Below are 20,131 nucleotides of genomic sequence, written 5' to 3' on the forward strand. Positions count from 1 at the left end.
CCACTCCTCACTCCCCACTCCCTCCCAATCTTATGACTCAGAAAATTCTAATTGTTGACGATGAACCCAATATCTTGATTTTGATGGAACAAGCCCTAGAAGCATTAGAAGACGAGGGTGTTGAACTTCTAACTGCTCGAAATGGAGAAGAAGCCCTCGAAACTATTAAAACTGAAAAACCAAACCTAGTTTTTCTTGATGTGATGATGCCTAAAATGAATGGTCTGCAAGTCTGCCATATTGTAAAACACGACCTGCAAATGACTGACATCTACATTGTGATCTTGACAGCGAAGGGACAGGAATTTGATAAACAAAAAGGAATTGAGGTTGGCGCAGATTTATATTTAACTAAACCATTTCGCCCCAAAGAAGTACTTGAAAAATCAATGCAGGTTTTGGGCTTTTGAGGAAAATTTTGAATGCTTTTCACCTGCTTTCGCTTCCATTCTACCGCAGGCGATCGCATTTGATTTAGTTAGGTCGATTACTACTGAGATTAACACCAGTCAAATACTGGTTTTGGCTTTGGAGGTGACTGCATGACTAAATCAGTAATAGCTAAGTTATCTACAATACCCAAAAATTCTTAGAGAAAGGGGTCAAAGCCTCGCAAGGGGAACCAGTCAGATGTCTTTATCCGTACCTCAAAACTAAAAAGTTACTTGATGGCTCAACTGTTTTTTATCCTCGTGTCATTGGTGAGCGTGACCCAAATAACCCCTTTCTTTGGAGGTGGGGATATAACTGGAAGGAAAAACACAACCGGCGTTTGGAAGGGTAAAAGTATAGGCTCAATCCCCCCTGCTGCTGTCCCAATGATCCGTCTAATGCAACAGCAAGGGGCAAATAAGGAAGATATTATCGCCTTTATCAAAAAAGCGAAAATCAAAAAGCCATCACCAAAATCAGATGTCTGCAAAAATTTTGATAGCACAAAATTAAAACCAGTTCTTCCAGATGATGCCCCAATCGCTGTAGTACTGTTCGCTGGTGGCGGTGGGATTGAGGCGGGGATGGTGCAAGCCGGGATTCGTCCAGTCATTGCGGTGGAGTTCGACCCCACAAAACCAGACTTGAGCAGGGCGATCGCTCTCAACCATCACCGCAACTTTAGCGAGTACGGCTGTAGAATAATCCAGCTAATGGGACTTAGGCAAAAAACGCCGATAAAATAGCCCCAAACGTATACCGCAAGGGACTTTGACATCGTTTTGCTTGGTTTGTTGATATATCTGGATTTCAGGCGTTTTTGGGCATTTGGTGTATTTCCGTTACTCCACAAGGGTTTGAGGCTTATTTCTTCTTCAAAAATGTTTAAGTCCCGCTAACAGTCCAAGAAGTAGCACGGTTAAGATTTGTAGGTTTCCCCCGCCGCCCCGATTACCTCCACGCCTCCCCCGTGTGCGCCAACTTTAGCCAAGCCCACACAGCGAAAGCGGGTAAAGCTGAGGAAACTGGTGACGATCTGACGGCAGCGATCGCAGTAGCAGAAGCTATCCAACAGTTGCAGTCAGCGGGTGTTTACCCTAGAGAATGTCCCGCGCTATCAGAACAGTCAAAGTTTTGCCATCATCCTGGATGCTTTGGAGCAAAAGGGATACTCGGTCGATTACAGAGTGGTCAACATGGCTGACTTTGGCTTGCCCCAGGCGCGGCGGCGGTTAGTTCTGGTTGCCAGTAGAGGTTGTCGCGTTGCTTTACCAACTCGCAGAAAACCAATAGGGTGGTACGAGGCGTTCACGAAGTGTGCCGAAGGTATCGCCCATCTCATTCCTATGATGACCGATTCTCAACTACTCCCCAAACAACGGCAAGCGGTAGAACAATTTCTGACGGCTAACGAACCAACGCCACTGCTACTAGAGAGAGTTGGGGGACGCAACAGACTAAAGTACAAGCCTGGGCATCTACCCTGTAACACCATTCTGCGATCCCATTTTACAGATCACAAAGGTTGTAACCGTAGTAAGTTCGCTGATATCTGGTCGCCTGATGGGATAGTCAAATCCTTGTCTATTGAAGGGGCTGCAATCTTGCAAGGGTTTCCGTCTTGGTATGAGTTCCCAAAAGAGACTGCTACGGCTGGGTCAATCATTGGCTACTCTGTACCACCCAGTTTTGCCGCGCAGTTATTTACTCACATACAGAAACAATTATCAGGAGCATTTTTATGACAAACCGAGAGCAACTCACTTGAAATGTGTTACTACAGGTAAGGAAGAGGACAACCAACAAGCAGGGGACAGAAAAGAAGAAGCACAAAGGTTGTGCGGTGAGAGTGAATTTCCGCCTTCCGCCTGCTTTAATGGTTTTCTTTCCTTAACTACAGTTCACATCTGGGTTCGCAGAAATTTATTAGTAGGATAGATTCATAGCTGCCTTCAGCAAGAACTGCCCTCTGCCTTTCTCAATGAGTTATCTCAAAAAGATTAAGGGTAAGTAATTCGGATTAACTACCAACAGTTTTGAAATCATTTTAGTTAAAATGCCCTAATTAAAGTGCCTAGAGTTAGCGTACCTAAAACTGAAGAGGCTAAATTGCCTGGGATATTCCCATCAATTATCCAGCAGTCAATCCCTAAACTAGAAATAGTCAAAAACTCCTCAACTTTCTTCGCCATCCCGCCAGTAACATCTACTGATTTGCTCTTGCCCAAGAAAGGTTTAATCTGAGAATATTTAGCTTGAGTAATATTGGAAACTACTTGCCCCTCTTGATCATATACACCTGCATAATTCCTAACATTTATTAGTTGAATTTTAAACTTACCTTGAAGATAGAAGTATTTCGCTAGTTCTGCAATTATTGCATCTGTCGAGAGGACAGTACCACCAATAGCTTGATCTAGAACGACATCACCAAAAATTAAAGGAATCAAACCTGCTTGTAGACTACTTTCTATTACACTAAAGTCACTCTTCAACAGTTTCTTATTATGAGTGATTATCATAGTAATAGGTGGCAAACTTACCACTGGTAAACCTGCTTGTAGAAAACTTTTAGCTAGTAGGAAATTTAAATCTAAAGCATCTTGGTGAACTAAGCAAAACCCTAGTTTTTCTTCATCACATGAAAAACCATTAATTGTATCATATTTATTCGCTGTTAAAAATGCACAAAGCGAGCAGTATTGCGGTCAAGCCTGTCGTGAAGCACCGCAAACTACTACAATGGCGGCGATCGCCTTGTTCAGTTGGGGCTAAAAGTTTTCAATGACTACAGGCTCAACTGGTTGGGCAATTTCAAAATTGAAAATTTGTGAATAAAAGTAAAGTTCTGCTGACAAAGAACGCTTGATGTTTGCGGCTTTGCGGAAACCATGTTCTTCACCCTCAAAAGCAACATAAGCCACAGGTACACCTTTTGTTCTTAGGGCTGTAACCATTGCTTCAGTTTGATTGGGCGGAACTACTCGATCTTCTAATCCCTGAAAAAAAATCATTGGGCAGGCTAGACGCTCACTAAAGTTAATTGGCGAACGCTGTTGATAAATCTGACGCTGTTGTGGATAAGGGCCAACCAGACGATCCAAGTACCGGGATTCAAACTTATGTGTGTCCCGAACTAAAGCTTCCAAATCACTGACACCAAAATAGCTGGCTCCTGCTTTAAAAGTATCTCGGAAAGTTAAGAGGCTGTTTGAAAAGTTTTGAGGAGTAAAATTTTATGCCAATCGCCTCACCATGATCCGGATCATGGCAAGATAGATAAATGTCTCTGATGTTTCGGGTAATAACTCATAGTCTCTGACCAACCGCCGACACCCCATGAGCCAACCAAAAGTGCGCTCAACCACCCAACGTTTTTTGAGCAAGACAAAGCCCTTGGTCTGCTCCGGGCGCAACACCACCTGCACAATCCAACGGCAAAAATTCATCACCCACTGCATAAACGGCTCACCATCAAAGCCGCCATCCACCCAGAGAATAGTCAAACGAGATACCTGCTCCTGAGAGTGTTTCACCCGTTTAAGAACTTGTTTTCCCCCTTCTGGCTCACCCACATTGGCTGCCGTGACCAAGACCCGCAATACTAACCCCAAGGTATCGACCGTCATAAATCGCTTCCGTCCCTTGATTTTTTTTCCTGCATCAAAGCCTATCAATTGACTAACCATCGCTGCACTCTTGACGCTTTGACTATCGATGATCGCTTACGTAGGACTTCGATGGCGATCCTGCAAGGGTCCGTGTCCACTGCCGGAGATTATCATGAATTTTCAGCCACGTTCCGTCTTTGCGCCATTTGCGAAAATAGCTATATACCGTCTGCCAGACGGGAAAGTCACCCGGTAGCGTAGGCGTAGCCCGCCGTAGGCATCGCCATCTAACTCCTTCTACCAAAACATAGAAAATTTGCTCTTTCAGTGCTGTCTACGATCTATTTACAGCGTATACTGAGAGAGCTTTTTTACCATTTCTCTAACTTTTCAAACAGCCTCTAACAGTGTGAAATATTGTTCTGTGTGGTTTAATCCTTGCCAAATTTGCAGAATTTTTGTGTCTAAAACTAACTTGCTCTTTTTACCTTCGGTAATAACTTGAGACAGTCCAGAGGTGCGGAGAAGGAAATAAAGACCGTGAATATAAGGATAGGATTTTTGTACAGGACGTTTGAGGTTAATATCTATGGGATAACTCAATTGTGAGTTAAGTTGTTGGAGATACTTAAGCAATAATTGGTGATAAGTGCTACTAACTTCAACGCCGTTGGGTTGGAGAAGTTCTAAAATAGTTTGAAAATCCCGCAGAATTGTTCCTGGGATATCTTGAGTAATGGTTTGCTGTTGAAGTAGTTGTTTTTTATCCTCCGTCAGTGGTAATTTATCTCGGATTTGATCTGGAATGAGGGAAAATAGGTTACTCATCTAAGTTGAGATAAGGAATTTGTTCGGCAGTTACAGCAATTTTCAGGTAATTGAACCACAAACTACGGTAACCTAAATATGAAGTAATTGTTTGATTCGATGCTAGTATCTTACTCAGAGGATTTGCGTCGTCGCGTGATTGCAGCTTGGTTAGCAAAAGAAGGTTCTCAACGGCAGGTGGCGCAAAGATTTAAGGTCAGCTTGTCGTTTATACGAAATTTGCTGCGTCATTATCGTGAAAGTGGACGAATTGAAGCAAAACAACGTGGAGGATACCAAAAGCCGACAATTCAGGATGAACATCTAAGCATGATTAAGTCTTGGGTGGAAGAGAAAAATGATTTGTTGCTAACAGAGTTGTGCGATCGCTTTGTAGAAGGTACAGGGATTGAGGTAAGTATTACTACAATGCATCGGGCGTTAGAAAAATTAGGCTTACGCTGTAAAAAAAACTCTTTACGCGAGTGAGCAGGATACACCACGAGTACAGGAATTCCGACATGACTATCGCCGTTGGTTAGATAAAGTTGACGTGCGAAATTTGGTATTTGTCGATGAAGCCGGATTGAATTTATCAATGTCACGCTTGTTTGCTCGAGCAGTAAACGGCGAACGCGCAGTTGGTAATGCTCCTGGAACCAAGGGTGGGAATGTTTCTTTGATTGGTGCAATAAATATCGATGGACTAGTTGCTGCAATGACTGTGCCAGGAAGCACAAATACTGAGGTATTTCTAACGTATGTAACTCAGGTCTTAGCACCTCAATTATGGCAAGGAGCAATTGTCGTAATGGATAATCTTAAGGTTCATCATGCTGAACGTGTAAGGGTTGCAATTGAGTCAGTGGGTGCAAAAGTCAAGTTTTTACCTCCCTACTCTCCTGACCTATCACCCATAGAGCTTTGTTGGTCTAAACTCAAGCAATTTCTTCGTTCCTGTGAGGCGCGTACTTCTGAATCGCTCAATCAAGCAATGGCTGAAGTTGTAAATTCTATTACCGAGGATGATACTTTCGGTTGGTTCAATCACTGTGGTCTATTTACCTGAAAACTGCTGTAATGTCACAACTTGGCCATTTTGCCAAATGCTAATAGATTCTACTAAACGGTGGTGTCTTTCAATAGCTTTTTTCATAGCGAGTTTAACACCTGCATCGATTTGGCTAGAAGATAATTTCTCAGGAATTCGCTTATTCATCGCAATACCTCTGCCAAATTAAGAGGGTTCAACGCCTGTAGAAACGTTATGAATACGTCCTAAAGAAGTAAGCTTGGCAAAAATCTGGGTTAATAAAATAGGCTCAGGGATTTCTGGAAGCATTTTTAAGATTTCATGGACATATCGAAAGCCACGATAATGAGTCTTAAGGTCAATAATGCCGGAGTCGGGATTAAGGATGCGGAAATCAGCGAGAAGATGATGAGATAAATTAACCATGCAAATTAGAGAAGATGACCTGACAGGTAAAAAGATTGCTGACCTTTTATGGGAACATCTTGAAAATATGTATGAGATTACCCCGCCCGAAAGCGTTCATGCTCTTGATATAGAGGCATTGCGTTCGCCTGATATTACCTTTTGGACGGCTTGGGATGGCGAAGAACTGGTTGGATGCGGGGCATTGAAAGAACTAGATTCAAAAAGCGGTGAAATCAAATCAATGCGTACCGTCAAGGCTCACCAACGTAGGGGTGTCGCCTCAAAGATTCTGGAACAGATTATTAAAGAAGCCCAACGGCGTGGTTACGATTGCTTGAATTTAGAAACAGGGGCAATTCCAGAATTCGCTCCAGCACGAGCATTGTATACAGGGTATGGGTTTGAGTACCGAGGCCCCTTTGCTGACTACATTGATGACCCAAACAGCGTATTTATGACGAAAAAGCTTGCTTGATTCACTTTTTCATTGGACATTTTGCTCGGCAGCAGAGGGGCAAGTTCGACCGATGACAAAGCTTGAACCCGAACAACAGCAAGAAGTGTGGTTAAAAGCAGTGGAGCAGGCACAGCGTAAAGTGCCACCAGCTAGAATCGTTAAAAACGTAGTACAGCAAATAATGGAACGCACCCAAGTACCCAACACTTACCAGTTAGGCGAAGTATGCCAAATCCTTGCTCTTGACAACCCGGAACTCAGAGGTAAAGGTGGGTGCTGGGGCATAGTCAACCATGTGGGCGAATTCAGTTGTACCGTCAGAACCTGGGATGGCGAGCATACAGTTGGGTTGCAGTACCTGAAGTCTTTCAACTACTTGCCTGCCGAGTGTGAGCAGATGCGGGTGATTTGCGATCGCATCAATCGGGTGTATTCGAGTGGACTGGAGGAGTCGGTGCAGAGGTTTTTGGAGTCGTTGGGGAAGCTGAAGCGGGCTTATTTGACCGATTTGGAAGGAAAAGTGCTGAATTTGTTGGAGTTTGAATATAAAAAAAGATCCCCCTCTCACTGACTTGTACACACACGATCTGCATCGAACAAGCCATCATTTGTGGTACGGTTTAGTGGTTAAAGCTAAACAACTGTTGGCGCAGCAAATAGAGATACAGAGATACTGCTGAACATACTGATGCTGTTTTAGGGCTATGAGGATGGTAGTAGCTAAAGTTAATTGATAAAAATACGTGAGCTATTCCATTGCTTTTTATAAAAAGTTATGAGTTTTTATATGAGCTTTTGAAATTATTTTAATAAAAATTGTGTAACAATAATTTAAAAGCTACCTGAGATTCATTATAAATTCCGTTAAAATACAATGTCCGGAAATCTATGTTTACTTATCAACTATCATTAATTGTGCCAAAGTTTGATTTTTAAATTTACTAAATACATATAAACATATTTTTAAAATAAAAAAATCAATAAAAATTAACTATAAGTTAGCTCTACTAAAATTACACTTTAATTAGTAAAAAAACAATTAATAAAGCTCAATGGAACTTAAAATCCAATTCAATCCTTGTTATTCTGTTCAAACTATAGAAACAGACAATATCTTTTTTTTGTCAGAAAGAGAAAAAGTCTGGTTAAACGATCATCTTTCTTATACTTTAGCTACATTCATCGATGGTGAACGCAATACTGACGAAATTATTGATACCATTCAACAGTCGCTACTGCAAGATCCAAAATCTTTACAGTCAGCTACCACTTTTTTCCAAGAAGTTCTCGATGTAAGTATTAAAGTTCAATATGCTTTATTACAAATGCAGCAAAAGGGCTATCTTATTCAAGAAGATAATTCTTTCCCATCGCACTTAGAAATCTTCTGCCATCATCTTAATATTGCCCCCACAGTAGCTTATCAAAGATTGCGATCGACTAAAGTAGCAGTAAAAGCATTAGGTTCGGTTGCTGCTGAAGACCTGATTGCTGTGCTTGAGTCTCTGCAAATTCAAGTAGCAGACGAAGGTGATTTGACAGTAGTTTTAACCGATGATTATCTCAATGTTGAGCTAGAGAAATTCAATCAACAAGCCTTAAAATCCAAAACTCCTTGGATGCTGGTTAAGCCGTTAGGGACAATAGTCTGGATCGGCCCTTTATTTAATCCTCAGAAAACAGGTTGTTGGAACTGTTTAGCCCAGCGTTTGCGAGATAATAGACCAATTAAAGGATTTATTCAGAGACACAAGCACATTTGTTCTCCTTTAACTCCTCCTTTAGGATTTTTGCCATCTACAGTACAAACTGCTTTAGGAATGGCAGCCACAGAGGTGTTTAAGTGGATTGTCCAAGGGGAAAATAAACAATTAGAAAGTAATTTGATTGCTTACGATGCTCTAACACTGCAAACTCAAAATCATAGCTGGGTGAAGCGTCCTCAATGTTCTAGCTGTGGAGATATGGTAAATGGGTTAACCAAAAACCCTATACCTGTTGTTTTAGAACACCGCCAGAAAACCTTTACCGTTGATGGAGGGCACCGTATTTGTTCGCCACAAGAAACTCTCAGCAAATACCAACATCATATTAGCCCCATTACGGGCGTTGTGCGAGAATTAAATAAAATTCCTGGGAATGGATTAACTCATAATTACATTGCCAAACATCATTTTCTCAGTGTTTTCGACGATTTAGCTAGTTTGCGCCAAAATTTGGGGGGTAGAAGTGCGGGGAAAGGTAGGACTGACTCTCAAGCGATGGCTAGTGGTTTTTGCGAGGCGATCGAGCGATATTCTGGGGTGTTTCAAGGGTATGAAATTCGAGAAAAAGCCAGTTACCAACAAATGGGGGACAAAGCAATCCATCCCAATGTTTGTATGAACTTCAGCCAACAGCAATATGAGAATAGAGAGCAATGGAATGTTAAGTGTCAAGGCTGGTTTCAAAAAGTCCCCGAACCTTTTGATGAACAAAGAGAAATTGATTGGACTCCCGTTTGGTCTTTAACCCATCAGGAATTTAAGTATCTGCCAACGGCTTACTGTTATTATGGCTATCAACCGGACTATAAACCCGACTGTTGGGCTGATTCTAATGGATGTGCGGCAGGTAATACTCTTGAAGAAGCTATTCTGCAAGGGTTTATGGAGTTAGTAGAGCGTGATGCTGTCGCCTTATGGTGGTATAACTCTCTGCAAAAGCCACAAGTTGATTTAGATAGTTTCGACGAGCCTTATTTTCAAAGCCTGAAGCAATATTATCAAACTATTAATCGGGAACTTTGGGTTTTAGATATTACCAGCGATCTGAATATTCCAGTTTTTGCTGCTGTGACTCGAAGAAGCGATCGCTCTGTAGAAGATATTGTTTTGGGTTATGGCGCTCATTTCGATGCCAAGATTGCTATTAGTCGAGCCTTGACGGAAGTTAATCAAATTTTACCTAACGTTTTATTTGCCAAAGCTGATGGAAGTACTCAATATCCCCCGTCAGCAGATGGCTTGGCGGTAGATTGGTGGAAAACCGCAAACTTAGCCAATCAACCTTATTTAGTTCCAAGCGAGAGAATTGCTGCTGTCAGTGGCGATTATCGCGAAGTTGCAAGTGATGATTTACTCGAAGATGTCAAGCTCTGTCAACAAATCGTTGAGAACAAAGGTTTAGAAATGCTGGTTTTAGATCAGACTCGTCCCGATATTGGACTGAGAGTTGCCAAAGTCATCGTTCCGGGAATGCGCCATATGTGGAAAAGGTTAGCGTCTGGACGGCTTTATGAGGTTCCAGTGAAAATGGGTTGGTTGTCAGAACAGCTGACAGAAGAGCAACTCAACTCTTTTCCCATGTGGATGTGAGGTTCTCCCTACTGAATGATGTTATTTTTCATGAGTTTTTCTATGAGTTCGTAAGATGAGTTTTATGAGTTTCAGAGACTAAGAGAAAAACTAATATCAAAGGTAATTCACTGCGAGTTTAGCTCATCAAGCTTAACTTCCGTTCAGTAAACAGATATGACTTAATTACATAATCTGACTTTTATCAATGTGTAATTCCTAAAGTCTAACTTTTTACTGAACAACCAGAAAACTTAGTAGGAGAAACTAATCATGACTAATGAAATCATCAATGCCTCTTAAAATTACTGTAATCCTTACCATACAGAAGTTTTTACAGCATTAACTAACGTTCTGCGCTTATAGAACTGACACGAAAAACTGTAAAATGTGTGAAGCTACGAAAAAATTTCAGCGTAGTAATCAGACTTGTAGCGTTACGCACCAACTCCCAATTCCGAGCCAGATTGATCACAGATGATGCTAAACGGATATTCGATTATTGATGCTGATTCCCACGTAATTGAACCTCCCAGTATGTGGGCTGAGTATCTTGAACCAGAATTTAAACAGTTTGCTCCCTCAGCAGACATGAAAATTCAAGGGGAAGACATTGTTAAAAAAGTCTCTAAGCAAGTTCGTACTCTAGGAAATAAGCAGATGATGTCAGCTCATCCTAATGCTTATTTTCAAGGCTACAATGTTGAGTCTCACGTTCAAGAGATGGTGCAGATGGGGATCGATCTGGCATTCCTTTATCCAACTTATGGATTGTGGCTTTGGGCGATCGATACTATGCAACCAGAAGTTGCTGGCGCTTTTACCCGCGCTTACAACAATTGGTTACAAGACTTTTGCAGTTATGCTCCAGATAAATTGAAGGGGGTAGGAGCAATTAATCTGCACGCGCCAGAGTCAATGGTGGATGAATTGCATAGAGTTGTCGATTTTGGCTGGAAAGCGGTGTTTTTACGCCCTAACCCTATCAAAGGAAGACTGTTGAGCGACTCGGCTTACGAGCCTTTTTGGACAGAATGCGAACAATTAGGCATAGCAGTAGGTATTCACGAAGGGACTCACAGTCGTTTGCCAACTACTGGAACAGAAAGATTTAACACTCGTTTTGCTACCCACGCTTGCTCTCATCCGATGGAACAGATGATGGCTTTATTAGCCTTGATTGAAGGAGGAGTATTAGAACGTCATTCAAAACTAAAAGTGGCTTTTCTAGAATCCGGTTGTGGCTGGCTTCCTTACTGGCTATGGCGACTAGATGAAGAGTATGAAAATTTAGCTTGGGAAGATACAATTCATGATAATGTTAAAATCAAGCCATCAGACTATTTTCGTCGCCAGTGCTTTATTGCCATAGAGCCTTCAGAACCATTACTGGTTCAAGCGATTGAATATATTGGCACGGACAACTTAATTTTTGGTTCGGACTATCCTCATATGGATCATAAGCCGAACATCGTTGCAGACATGGTAAAGCTTGAGGAAAAATTATCGAAAGAAACTGTGCAAAAGATTCTTTGGGATAATCCTCGTCGCTTTTACGGTTTAAGTGGATAGCATTCTTACGAAAATACACAACTTTTTAGTTCAAAATAAGGAGATAAATTAAGATGGATAATACAGTGCGTCTTGCTAAACAAGGAAAACAAATATCCCAAATGATTAGCTATATATGGCGATGGGCTGATGATGATCCACAAAAAGAAGAGACTCAAAATGCTCGTAATTTAAGAAAACGCTTTGAAGAGATTGAAATAGACAGTATTAAAAAATCAAGTTTTAAAATATTATTATTTGCTGCTAGGGAATTGAAATTTGAAGATTCTAGTTTAATAGATAATCGAGAAAATGAAAATAAACCTTCAAATAAATTATTCTCAGCCGATCCCAGAGCTTGGCTGAGAAATAACCCTGATCAACCAGTGGAAACAGCCCCTGAAGAAGTTAAATTACTGATTTATATCTTTGGGAAAGAAAGGATTAATGATGAAAATAAATATATTTCTCCTCTGTTTGACCCTGCCGAACTAGAAAAATATGATTTCGATCTTAATTCAGATTCCTTTCGAGGAAACTTGGAAGATCCTCGAAAACTGGGTCAACCTTTTATATTCAAAATTGCTTATCCTCCAGCACCGAAATTTGGAGAAGCAACTGTTACTGAAAACCAATTAGAATCCTGGATACATAATGAGAATGAAGATTTTCCTTCTAACATATTTATTCCAGTCAGCACAAGTTGATTTCAACAGAAATATATTTGTATAGCAGTCTTAAATGATTTGTGAAAATTATATAGCAATCCTAAATTGGTTGTGAGAGGGAAAATGGCTGAAAAGCTTATATATGCGTAGTTTTTATCTATGTATTTTATCACGTTTAAATTCGGATTGCTATATATCTCTTTATTATTTCTTCTCTTTGCGTTCTTGGCGGTTTGTTTCCTTATCTATATTCACGAATAAAATAGGACTGCTACATATTCCTACAACTTATTCTTAATTTAAGAAAAGCCAAAGTTTTCTATAATTCAGCTTCTCTTAAATATTCAAGTTTTAACTAGCTTGTAACTAGACTTTCAGGCGAGGTCTTCTAGACTTAAAACATCTTAATCTTTTGAAAGCATAAACTGCTAAAGACCCCACCCGCATCTAACACAAGGGTGGTTTTTTCTTCATTGGTGCTATCTAAATTATGTAGAAAAAATATGATTATCAAAGATACTCAAAAGCTTTTACCAACTCAAATCCGAGACAATTGGGAAATGTCGGATATGGTACTGGAAGTACCACCTCATGGTATTCCCTTACACCCAAAAAGTCTAGAAAGACTCGTAGCAGCAGTAAAATCTGGAAAAAAAGTAATTGCTTTCAAACCCATGCTACCTATTTCATCAGAATTAGGTTTACCTCAATATCCGACTCTGGCTTATTTGTATCCCCAGGAGTTAAGTAAAATCTGGAGTCAGTTATTACAAGGATTTGAAAGTAAAAATCAGGGGATTTTTGGCATTCCTACACCCTTGACTATTATTTCACAGACCGATCCTGACGAACAGTTACATTACTTTGCAAACTATTATGGCACGGCTGTAAAACCTTCTTATGTTAGGGCAATTGTCGGAAATACCTGCAATCTCAAATGCGTGATGTGTCCATATCATAGTTCTTTGCTTAAGCCAACACATACAACAGATTTTTTCACAGGTAATAATGCAATGTCCTGGGAGATGATGGAAAAACTAGCACAAGAATGTGGGGAACAAGGAATTACGATTTTAATTGGCAGTGTGGAGGAGCCATTGCTTCACCCTAAGATTATAGATTTTGTCCGACTTTGTAGACAGCAAGGAGTTCCTAGAGTTCATATAACTACCAATGGTCAACTGCTAGATGAAAGTCGAGCTATCGCATTATTAGAAGCAGGTTTAACCAGTATTGATATTAGCATTGATGCTGCTGATCCCGATACTTACTTAAGAGTTAGGGGCGCTAATCTTAACCGAGTCGAATCTAATGTTATCAATTTTCTGCGACTGCGCGATCGCTTGGGAATTCCCTGTGAAGTGAGGACATCATTTGTCAGAAATCAAGATGTTACTATCGAAGAAGAACAAAAATTTCGAGAACGTTGGTTAGCAAAAGCAGATAGTGTTTTTGTTTTGAATTTAGCTGAATATAAAGAAACTAATATGCGTCTTAGCAAGATTAACGACGCTCTGCAAGATTCGCTTAAACATTATATTCAAAAAGCGCAAGGGAGATGGGCTTGTCTGTTTCCCTTTATGGAAATGGCTGTTTTGCCTGACGGCAGAATATACTACTGCATTGAAACCTTATTTAGACTTGGTTTTGATAAGGATATTGCTAGTCTGGGAGATTACAATCAACAAACTCTGCAAGATATTTGGAGTGGAAATTTATTTAATCAACTTAGACGCGATTTAATCCTTAATCAGTTAGATAATAGGTCGGCTTGTAAAAACTGCGATATGTGGAAGTCACAGGTTATTAGCAGAACTTTTAAAGATAGGCTTCAAGTTACCACCACTATGATAACTGAAATTTATCAAAAAACTGACTCCAAGGTAAAAATATAAAATTTTAAAATTTTTCAAGCACTTTAGAATTGAGAAGGGACAATAAGAAAAATTGTGCTTATAAGAATTTACTCACGACTCCTATGAAAGACTATCAGATTACCCGAAAAATTTATGAAAGTGCTAATTCCTTAGTTTATCGAGCTATTCTCAAGCCCGATAATCAACTCGTTATTTTAAAGATTCTCAAGGAAAACTACCCAACTCCCTCAGAACTAACTCGATATAAGCAGGAATATGAAGTCACTCGCTCCTTAAATACCGATGGAGTTATTAAAGCATACAATTTGCAGCGATATGAAAATAGTCTAGTCATGTTTTTAGAAGACTTTGGCGGTGAATCTTTAAAATTGTTAATGTGCGATCGCCAATTTACTCTCAAAGAATTTCTCTCTATTGCTATCAAAACTACAAAGAGTTTAGGAGCTATTCACGCTGCCAATATTATCCACAAAGATATTAACCCCTCTAATATCGTTTATAATCCAGAAACCGAGCAACTTAAAGTCATCGATTTTGGTATTTCCACCTGTTTATCACGAGAAAATCAGACAGTTGCTAATATTGAGCGCTTAGAAGGAACTTTAGCTTACATTGCTCCAGAGCAAACTGGAAGAATGAACCGAGGGATAGATTACCGCAGCGATTTTTATTCCTTGGGTGCTACCTTGTACGAATTGCTCACCAATAAACTGCCTTTTGCAACCACTGACCCTATAGAATTAGTTCATTGTCATATTGCTCAACAACCTGTTCCCCCATATGAACTTGTAAAAACGTTAAATTCAACGTCTCAATCAATACCTAAAGCCATTTCAGACATTGTGATGAAATTGTTGGCAAAAACCCCAGAAGAACGGTACCAAAGTGCTTGGGGAATCAAAGCCGACTTGGAAATTTGTTGCGCTCGCTTAGAGAGTTTAGGGCAAATTGACGAGTTTTGTTTAGCAACTCAGGATATTTGCGATCACTTTGTGATTCCCGAAAAACTTTACGGAAGGGAAAAAGAAGTTACTCAACTATTAACTACTTTTGAGCGAGTCAGTCAAGGTAACACTGAGATAATGCTGGTTTCTGGTTATTCAGGAATTGGCAAATCTGCCTTGGTTAATGAAGTTCATAAACCAATATTACGCCAGCGAGGCTACTTTATTAGCGGAAAATTTGACCAGTTACAGCGAGATATTCCTTATGCGGCGATCGCTTTAGCATTTCAAAACTTAATACGGCAGTTACTTACCGAATCTGAAGCAGCGCTACAAACTTGGAAACTAGAACTTTTAGCAGCCTTGAATCCTAATGCTCAGGTTATCATCGATGTAATTCCTCAAGTGGAGCAGATTATTGGTAAACAGCTGCCAGTTGAGCAACTAGGAGCAACTGAGACTCAAAATCGATTTAATTTATTTTTTGAAAGATTTATTACTGTTTTCGCTCAGAAAGAACACCCCTTAGTTATCTTTATCGACGATCTACAGTGGGCAGATTTAGCATCCTTAAAGTTAATTGAGTTATTAATAACCGATGCTAACATCCAATATCTATTAATAATCGGAGCCTACCGAGATAATGAAGTTGATGCTACTCATCCTTTGATGCAAACCTTAGAGCAAATTGAAAAAGAAGGTACTAGGGTCAATAATATCTCCCTGCAACCATTAGAAATCGAATATATCAATCAATTAATTGCCGATACTTTAAAATGCTCTACAAAAAAATCAAAATTTTTATCAGAGTTAGTAACTAATAAAACTCAAGGAAACCCTTTTTTCTTAACTCAACTACTTCACTATTTTTACAAGCAAAACATTTTGTCATTTAACCATAATAAAAATAATTGGCACTGGAGTATTGAAGAAATTGAAAGAGTAGGAATAACTGATAATGTCGTTGAATTAACTATTAGCAAAATTATCAAATTAAATGAAAAAACTCAGAAAGTTTTGCAATTAGCTGCCTGTATTGGCAATCAATTTAATTTAGAAGTTCTCTCCCTTGTAAACAATAAATCTCAAATAACTACAGCTAGAGAACTTCAGCCAGCACTAGAGGCAGGTTTGATTGTACCTCTGAATAATGACTATAAAATACCTCTACTTTGGAATCCAGAAGAAATATCAAGGGATACTTCAGAAATATCTCCTGTTTTTATTCCCAAAATTACTAAATATATTCCCTATAAATTTCTGCATGACCGAGTTCAGCAAGCTGCCTACTTTTTGATTACAGAAAATGAAAAAAAAGCAGTTCACCTGAAAGTAGGTCGTCTTTTGATGGAACATCTCAAAGAAAATGAATTAGAACGCAATATTTTTGATATCGTCAATCATTTTAACCAAAGTTTTGAATTAATTATCGAGCCTTCAGAAAAGTATGAACTAGCTAAATTGAATTTTGAAGCTGGCAAAAAAGCTAAAGCATCTACAGCTTATAAAGCAGCTTTGGGATATTTAGAAATAGCTTTACAACTAATGTCATTAACCAGTTGGAAATCTCAGTATGTTTTTACACTTAAACTTCATTTAGAAGCCTTAGAAGTTTTATATTTGAATACAAAGTTTGAGCAAGTTGAATCTTTGTCAGCTATTATTTTACAACAAGCCAAAAGTGTTATTGATCAAGTCAAAGTATATGAGATACAAATATTATTATATTTTACCAATAAATCTCAGCAACAGAAGGCAATAGATACTGCATTTAAAGCTTTGGATTCACTAGGAATTAGAATATCACAAAAACCTGATGAAATAAAAAATAGGATTAAACAAGAACAGGAATATTTAAAATCTTACTTGAGAGAAACAAAAATTGAGAATTTAATAAATTCTCCAAAAATGACAGATTCCCATAAACTTGAAGTCATAAAAATATTACAGCATATTATGGGAACTACTATAGTAAGCAATTTTTTGCTTCATATTGAAGTGGTGTTAATACAACTCAACCTCTGCATTAAATATGGCAATGCTCCTCAAGCAGTTTGCGCTCATAGTTTTTATGGATCGTTTCTCTGTAAAGGAATAGACGGTATTAATTTAACAAGAGATATTAATTTAGGATATAGGTTTGGGGAACTTTCTATCAGGTTGCAAGATAAATTAAAAATCCGCGAGTTAGAAGCTTTAGTTATGCATATGTATTATGGATTTATCTGGCACTGGAAAAAGACTCTCAGGGATAAAGTAGCAGAAAAAAAACTATTAAACGGGTTTCAAAGTGGAATAGATACAGGTAATAATGAGTTTGCTATTTATTCATATATTAGTTACTGTTTAATAAAACTTTTTAAAGGAGATAATTTAAAAGAAGAGGTTGAAATTTGTTTTGTTAAATGCATTGACATTGCCAAAAAGCTAAAGCAAGGACATAGTACTTTTTTTGCTAAAATCTGCCACAAGCTTATAACTAACCTGCTTGAAGAGTTTAAATACAAAAAATACTCGCCTATTGATAATGTCAATAACCAAGAAGACCTATATTTAAAGGAGTGGGATAAAAATGATAAATGGTTGACTTTTATCCACTTTTTTTCTCAAACGATTATTTGCTATTTTTTTAAAGAATATGCTCAAGCTTTTAAAAATGGTATTGAAGCAGAGAAATATGTTGAAAACCTTAGCTCACATTTAACTGTACCACAGCATAATTTATACTTTTCTCTATCTTGTCTTACTCATTATCAGAGTTGTGGTATAGAGCAAAAACAAATCCTAGAACAAGTAGAAATAAATCAAGATGACATGAAAATATGGGCTGGTCATTGCCCCGCTAACTTTCAAAATAAATACGATTTAGTAGAAGCAGAAAAAGCGCGAGTATTGGGTCAAAATTGGCAAGCTCAAGAACTTTATGACAAAGCAATTCAAGGTGCTAAAAAATCTGAGTTTATCCACGAAGAAGCCATAGCTTACGAACGCGCAGCAGAATTTTATCTTTCTCTTGGTAGAGAAGAAATAGGAAGACTATACTTAAAAAATGCCCATCATTGTTATTCTCATTGGGGTGCAAAAGCCAAAGTTCAAGCTTTAGAATTAGAATACCCACAGTTTCTAATGGATATAAACAACCGAAAAGAAAACCAAAGCATTAAGACAACTGAATCTACTGGTGGTACAAATCCCCAAGCACTCGATATCATTACAGTCACAAAAGCATCTCAAGTATTAGCTAGCGAAATTAAATTGGATCAACTGCTGGCTAAGTTAATGAAAACTGTAATTGAAAATGGAGGTGCCCAAAAAGGCTTTCTAATACTGGAAAAAGATCATAAATGGGTGATCGAAGCTGAAGGGACAGTAGATTCTGATGACGTAACTCTACTACGATCGCTTCCCATTGACTCTGTAGATGGCGATCGCCAGACACCTATCCTACCAGTTGCGATCGTTAACTATGTTGTCCGTACTCAAGAAAATGTAGTTATTAATAACGCAACCGTTGAAGAACAGTTTATCCGCGATCCCTACATCGTCGCCACTCAACCAAAATCGATTCTCTGTACTCCTTTGTTAAATCAAGGCAAACTAAGCGGTATTTTATATTTAGAAAACAATTTAACTACAGATGCATTTACCAGCGATCGCATTGAAGTTTTAAGAATTCTTTCTGCTCAAGCTGCTATCTCTATTGAAAATGCTCGTCTCTACGGACAGTTAAAAGATTATAACCGAAATCTAGAGCTGAGAGTAGAAGAGCGCACTCAAGAACTCTCACAAACCCTAGAAATTCTCAAAGCCACCCAAGCCGAACTGCTCTTTGAAAACGAGTTACTCAAAAGTGGCGACCAACCCTCTACCTTTGATTATCAAGTGGGAGGAAGTTTGCCGATGGATGCTCCTACTTATGTTGTGCGTTCAGCAGACCGTTATCTCTACAAGGCGTTGAAGCGCGGGGAATTTTGTTACATTCTCAATCCTCGGCAGATGGGCAAGTCAAGCCTGATGGTACGCATGATACATCACCTCCGGCATGAGGGATTTAGCTGCGGGGCGATCGATCTGACCCGCATTGGTAGCGAAAACGTCACGCCTGACCAATGGTATAAAGGCTTAACAGTAGAGCTATGGCGAAGTTTTGGTTTGTTAAGAAAGGTTAATCTAAAAACTTGGTGGCAAGAGCAAGGAGATATTTCTCCAGTTCAGAGATTGAGTCAATTTATTGAAGAAGTTTTGCTAGTAGAAGTTGTTCAAGAAAATGATATTATACCTAAAAATTTGATAATTTTTATCGATGAAATTGATAGCTTCTTAAGTTTAAAATTCCCAGTTAATGACTTTTTTGCGCTAATTCGCTCTTGCTATAATCAGCGTAGTATTAATCCAGAGTATCGACGTTTAACCTTTGCTCTTTTTGGAGTAGCTACTCCTAATGACTTAATTACTGACCATCAAAGAACGCCTTTTAACATCGGTCAGACCATTCAATTGGAAGGGTTTAAAGAGCATGAAGCGCAAACTCTACTTCAAGGATTGGCCGAGAAAGTGAGCAATCCTCAAACAGTTTTAAAAGAAGTGTTAGCGTGGACTAATGGCCAGCCCTTTTTGACTCAAAAGCTCTGTAAATTTATCCGCAATTCTTCATCTCCTATCCTTATCAATAGAGAAGCCGAATGGATTGAAAATTTGGTGCGATGGTCGATAATAGACAATTGGGAATCACAGGATGAACCAGAGCATTTAAGAACCATTCGCGATCGCCTTCTCAAAAGTAAACAATCTGTTCGGCTACTAGAACTCTACCGTCAAATCTTACATCAAGGGGAGATTATTGCAGTTGATAGTTCAGAGGAAAGAGAATTGCTTTTGTCAGGGCTAGTAGTCAAGCAACAGGGAAAATTGAGAGTTCAGAACCGTATTTATGAATCTATCTTTGTTTGATTTACGAAAACTTTTGTTTAATCTGGAAAGTCAAAGAAGAGGTCTATACTTCTGGATA

General features: G+C 39.0%; 14 protein-coding genes and 5 pseudogenes. 13 read left to right on the forward strand and 6 right to left on the reverse strand.

The window, feature by feature from the left end; translation table 11 throughout:
* Positions 1–32: 32 nt before the first annotated feature.
* The 4 genes from RMZ43_RS31050 (at position 33) to RMZ43_RS31065 (ending at position 2,177) form a co-directional block, all read left to right on the forward strand.
* Positions 33–410 carry a response regulator transcription factor gene (locus RMZ43_RS31050; RefSeq protein ID WP_190894307.1) on the forward strand — a complete coding sequence of 126 codons (378 nt, stop codon included), beginning with the start codon at positions 33–35 and terminating at the stop codon, positions 408–410.
* Positions 411–668: 258 nt separating this feature from the next.
* A complete protein-coding gene (locus RMZ43_RS31055; protein WP_322654412.1) occupies positions 669–1,178 on the forward strand; it encodes a hypothetical protein in 510 nt (169 codons plus the stop codon).
* A 224-nt stretch (positions 1,179–1,402) separates the two neighbouring features.
* Positions 1,403–1,636 (forward strand): hypothetical protein, encoded by a 234-nt coding sequence (locus tag RMZ43_RS31060; protein ID WP_322654417.1) that lies wholly within the window; start codon positions 1,403–1,405, stop codon positions 1,634–1,636.
* On the forward strand, positions 1,578–2,177 hold the full coding sequence (locus tag RMZ43_RS31065; RefSeq protein ID WP_428850945.1) for a DNA cytosine methyltransferase: 600 nt from the start codon (positions 1,578–1,580) through the stop codon (positions 2,175–2,177). The genes RMZ43_RS31060 and RMZ43_RS31065 overlap by 59 nt, the downstream gene beginning before the upstream one ends.
* A 306-nt stretch (positions 2,178–2,483) precedes the next feature.
* On the opposite strand, the pseudogene RMZ43_RS31070 reads toward RMZ43_RS31065, so the two are convergent.
* From RMZ43_RS31070 to RMZ43_RS31085, 4 genes and pseudogenes are all read right to left on the reverse strand, one after another.
* Positions 2,484–3,101, reverse strand: a pseudogene (locus tag RMZ43_RS31070) (isopentenyl phosphate kinase); the annotation flags it as partial.
* Between the two features lie 102 nt (positions 3,102–3,203).
* A pseudogene (locus tag RMZ43_RS31075) lies at positions 3,204–3,626 on the reverse strand (alpha/beta hydrolase family protein); the annotation flags it as partial.
* Between the two features lie 42 nt (positions 3,627–3,668).
* Positions 3,669–4,374: pseudogene (locus tag RMZ43_RS31080) on the reverse strand (IS5 family transposase); the annotation flags it as partial.
* Positions 4,375–4,433: 59 nt separating this feature from the next.
* Positions 4,434–4,871: a hypothetical protein gene (locus RMZ43_RS31085; protein ID WP_322649076.1), complete on the reverse strand. Its 438-nt coding sequence runs from the start codon at positions 4,869–4,871 to the stop codon at positions 4,434–4,436.
* Between the two features lie 99 nt (positions 4,872–4,970).
* On the opposite strand from RMZ43_RS31085, the gene RMZ43_RS31090 reads away from it, so the two are divergent.
* Both RMZ43_RS31090 and RMZ43_RS31095 read left to right on the forward strand, forming a co-directional pair.
* Positions 4,971–5,339 (forward strand): helix-turn-helix domain-containing protein, encoded by a 369-nt coding sequence (locus RMZ43_RS31090; RefSeq protein ID WP_322654410.1) that lies wholly within the window; start codon positions 4,971–4,973, stop codon positions 5,337–5,339.
* Between the two features lie 37 nt (positions 5,340–5,376).
* Positions 5,377–5,919: pseudogene (locus tag RMZ43_RS31095) on the forward strand (IS630 family transposase); the annotation flags it as partial.
* Here the strand turns inward: RMZ43_RS31095 and RMZ43_RS31100 are convergent.
* Positions 5,908–6,069: a hypothetical protein gene (locus tag RMZ43_RS31100; RefSeq protein ID WP_322654409.1), complete on the reverse strand. Its 162-nt coding sequence runs from the start codon at positions 6,067–6,069 to the stop codon at positions 5,908–5,910. The pseudogene RMZ43_RS31095 and the gene RMZ43_RS31100 sit on opposite strands and share 12 nt — an antisense overlap.
* A gap of 18 nt (positions 6,070–6,087) precedes the next feature.
* Positions 6,088–6,309: pseudogene (locus RMZ43_RS31105) on the reverse strand (IS4 family transposase); the annotation flags it as partial.
* Between RMZ43_RS31105 and RMZ43_RS31110 the strand changes: the two are divergent.
* The 7 genes from RMZ43_RS31110 to RMZ43_RS31140 all read left to right on the forward strand — a co-directional run bounded on the left by RMZ43_RS31110 (position 6,308) and on the right by RMZ43_RS31140 (position 20,073).
* Complete coding sequence (locus RMZ43_RS31110) at positions 6,308–6,766, forward strand: GNAT family N-acetyltransferase (RefSeq protein WP_416212451.1); 459 nt, start codon at positions 6,308–6,310, stop codon at positions 6,764–6,766. The pseudogene RMZ43_RS31105 and the gene RMZ43_RS31110 sit on opposite strands and share 2 nt — an antisense overlap.
* A gap of 52 nt (positions 6,767–6,818) precedes the next feature.
* On the forward strand, positions 6,819–7,319 hold the full coding sequence (locus tag RMZ43_RS31115; RefSeq protein ID WP_322654408.1) for a hypothetical protein: 501 nt from the start codon (positions 6,819–6,821) through the stop codon (positions 7,317–7,319).
* A gap of 481 nt (positions 7,320–7,800) precedes the next feature.
* Positions 7,801–10,104 (forward strand): TOMM precursor leader peptide-binding protein, encoded by a 2,304-nt coding sequence (locus tag RMZ43_RS31120; RefSeq protein WP_322654407.1) that lies wholly within the window; start codon positions 7,801–7,803, stop codon positions 10,102–10,104.
* Between the two features lie 456 nt (positions 10,105–10,560).
* Positions 10,561–11,655, forward strand: a complete 1,095-nt coding sequence (locus RMZ43_RS31125) for an amidohydrolase family protein (protein ID WP_322649084.1) — start codon at positions 10,561–10,563, stop codon at positions 11,653–11,655.
* Positions 11,656–11,708: 53 nt separating this feature from the next.
* Positions 11,709–12,341, forward strand: a complete 633-nt coding sequence (locus RMZ43_RS31130; RefSeq protein WP_322649085.1) for a hypothetical protein — start codon at positions 11,709–11,711, stop codon at positions 12,339–12,341.
* Positions 12,342–12,805: 464 nt separating this feature from the next.
* Positions 12,806–14,197, forward strand: a complete 1,392-nt coding sequence (locus tag RMZ43_RS31135) for a radical SAM/SPASM domain-containing protein (RefSeq protein WP_322649086.1) — start codon at positions 12,806–12,808, stop codon at positions 14,195–14,197.
* Positions 14,198–14,280: 83 nt separating this feature from the next.
* On the forward strand, positions 14,281–20,073 hold the full coding sequence (locus tag RMZ43_RS31140) for an AAA family ATPase (RefSeq protein ID WP_322654406.1): 5,793 nt from the start codon (positions 14,281–14,283) through the stop codon (positions 20,071–20,073).
* Positions 20,074–20,131 lie beyond the last annotated feature (58 nt).

Origin of the sequence: Nostoc sp. CmiVER01, from assembly GCF_034531135.2 — a bacterium.
Classification (GTDB): domain Bacteria; phylum Cyanobacteriota; class Cyanobacteriia; order Cyanobacteriales; family Nostocaceae; genus Nostoc.

Excerpts from the sequence above, each read along its gene's own strand:
- RMZ43_RS31055 (WP_322654412.1), top strand. The coding sequence starts at position 669 with ATGGCTCAACTGTTTTTTATCCTCGTGTCATTGGTGAGCGTGACCCAA.
- RMZ43_RS31135 (WP_322649086.1), top strand. The coding sequence starts at position 12,806 with ATGATTATCAAAGATACTCAAAAGCTTTTACCAACTCAAATCCGAGAC.
- RMZ43_RS31125 (WP_322649084.1), top strand. The coding sequence starts at position 10,561 with ATGATGCTAAACGGATATTCGATTATTGATGCTGATTCCCACGTAATT.
- RMZ43_RS31085 (WP_322649076.1), bottom strand. The coding sequence starts at position 4,871 with ATGAGTAACCTATTTTCCCTCATTCCAGATCAAATCCGAGATAAATTA.
- RMZ43_RS31090 (WP_322654410.1), top strand. The coding sequence starts at position 4,971 with ATGCTAGTATCTTACTCAGAGGATTTGCGTCGTCGCGTGATTGCAGCT.
- RMZ43_RS31100 (WP_322654409.1), bottom strand. The coding sequence starts at position 6,069 with ATGAATAAGCGAATTCCTGAGAAATTATCTTCTAGCCAAATCGATGCA.
- RMZ43_RS31050 (WP_190894307.1), top strand. The coding sequence starts at position 33 with ATGACTCAGAAAATTCTAATTGTTGACGATGAACCCAATATCTTGATT.
- RMZ43_RS31140 (WP_322654406.1), top strand. The coding sequence starts at position 14,281 with ATGAAAGACTATCAGATTACCCGAAAAATTTATGAAAGTGCTAATTCC.
- RMZ43_RS31120 (WP_322654407.1), top strand. The coding sequence starts at position 7,801 with ATGGAACTTAAAATCCAATTCAATCCTTGTTATTCTGTTCAAACTATA.
- RMZ43_RS31110 (WP_416212451.1), top strand. The coding sequence starts at position 6,308 with ATGCAAATTAGAGAAGATGACCTGACAGGTAAAAAGATTGCTGACCTT.
- RMZ43_RS31115 (WP_322654408.1), top strand. The coding sequence starts at position 6,819 with ATGACAAAGCTTGAACCCGAACAACAGCAAGAAGTGTGGTTAAAAGCA.
- RMZ43_RS31130 (WP_322649085.1), top strand. The coding sequence starts at position 11,709 with ATGGATAATACAGTGCGTCTTGCTAAACAAGGAAAACAAATATCCCAA.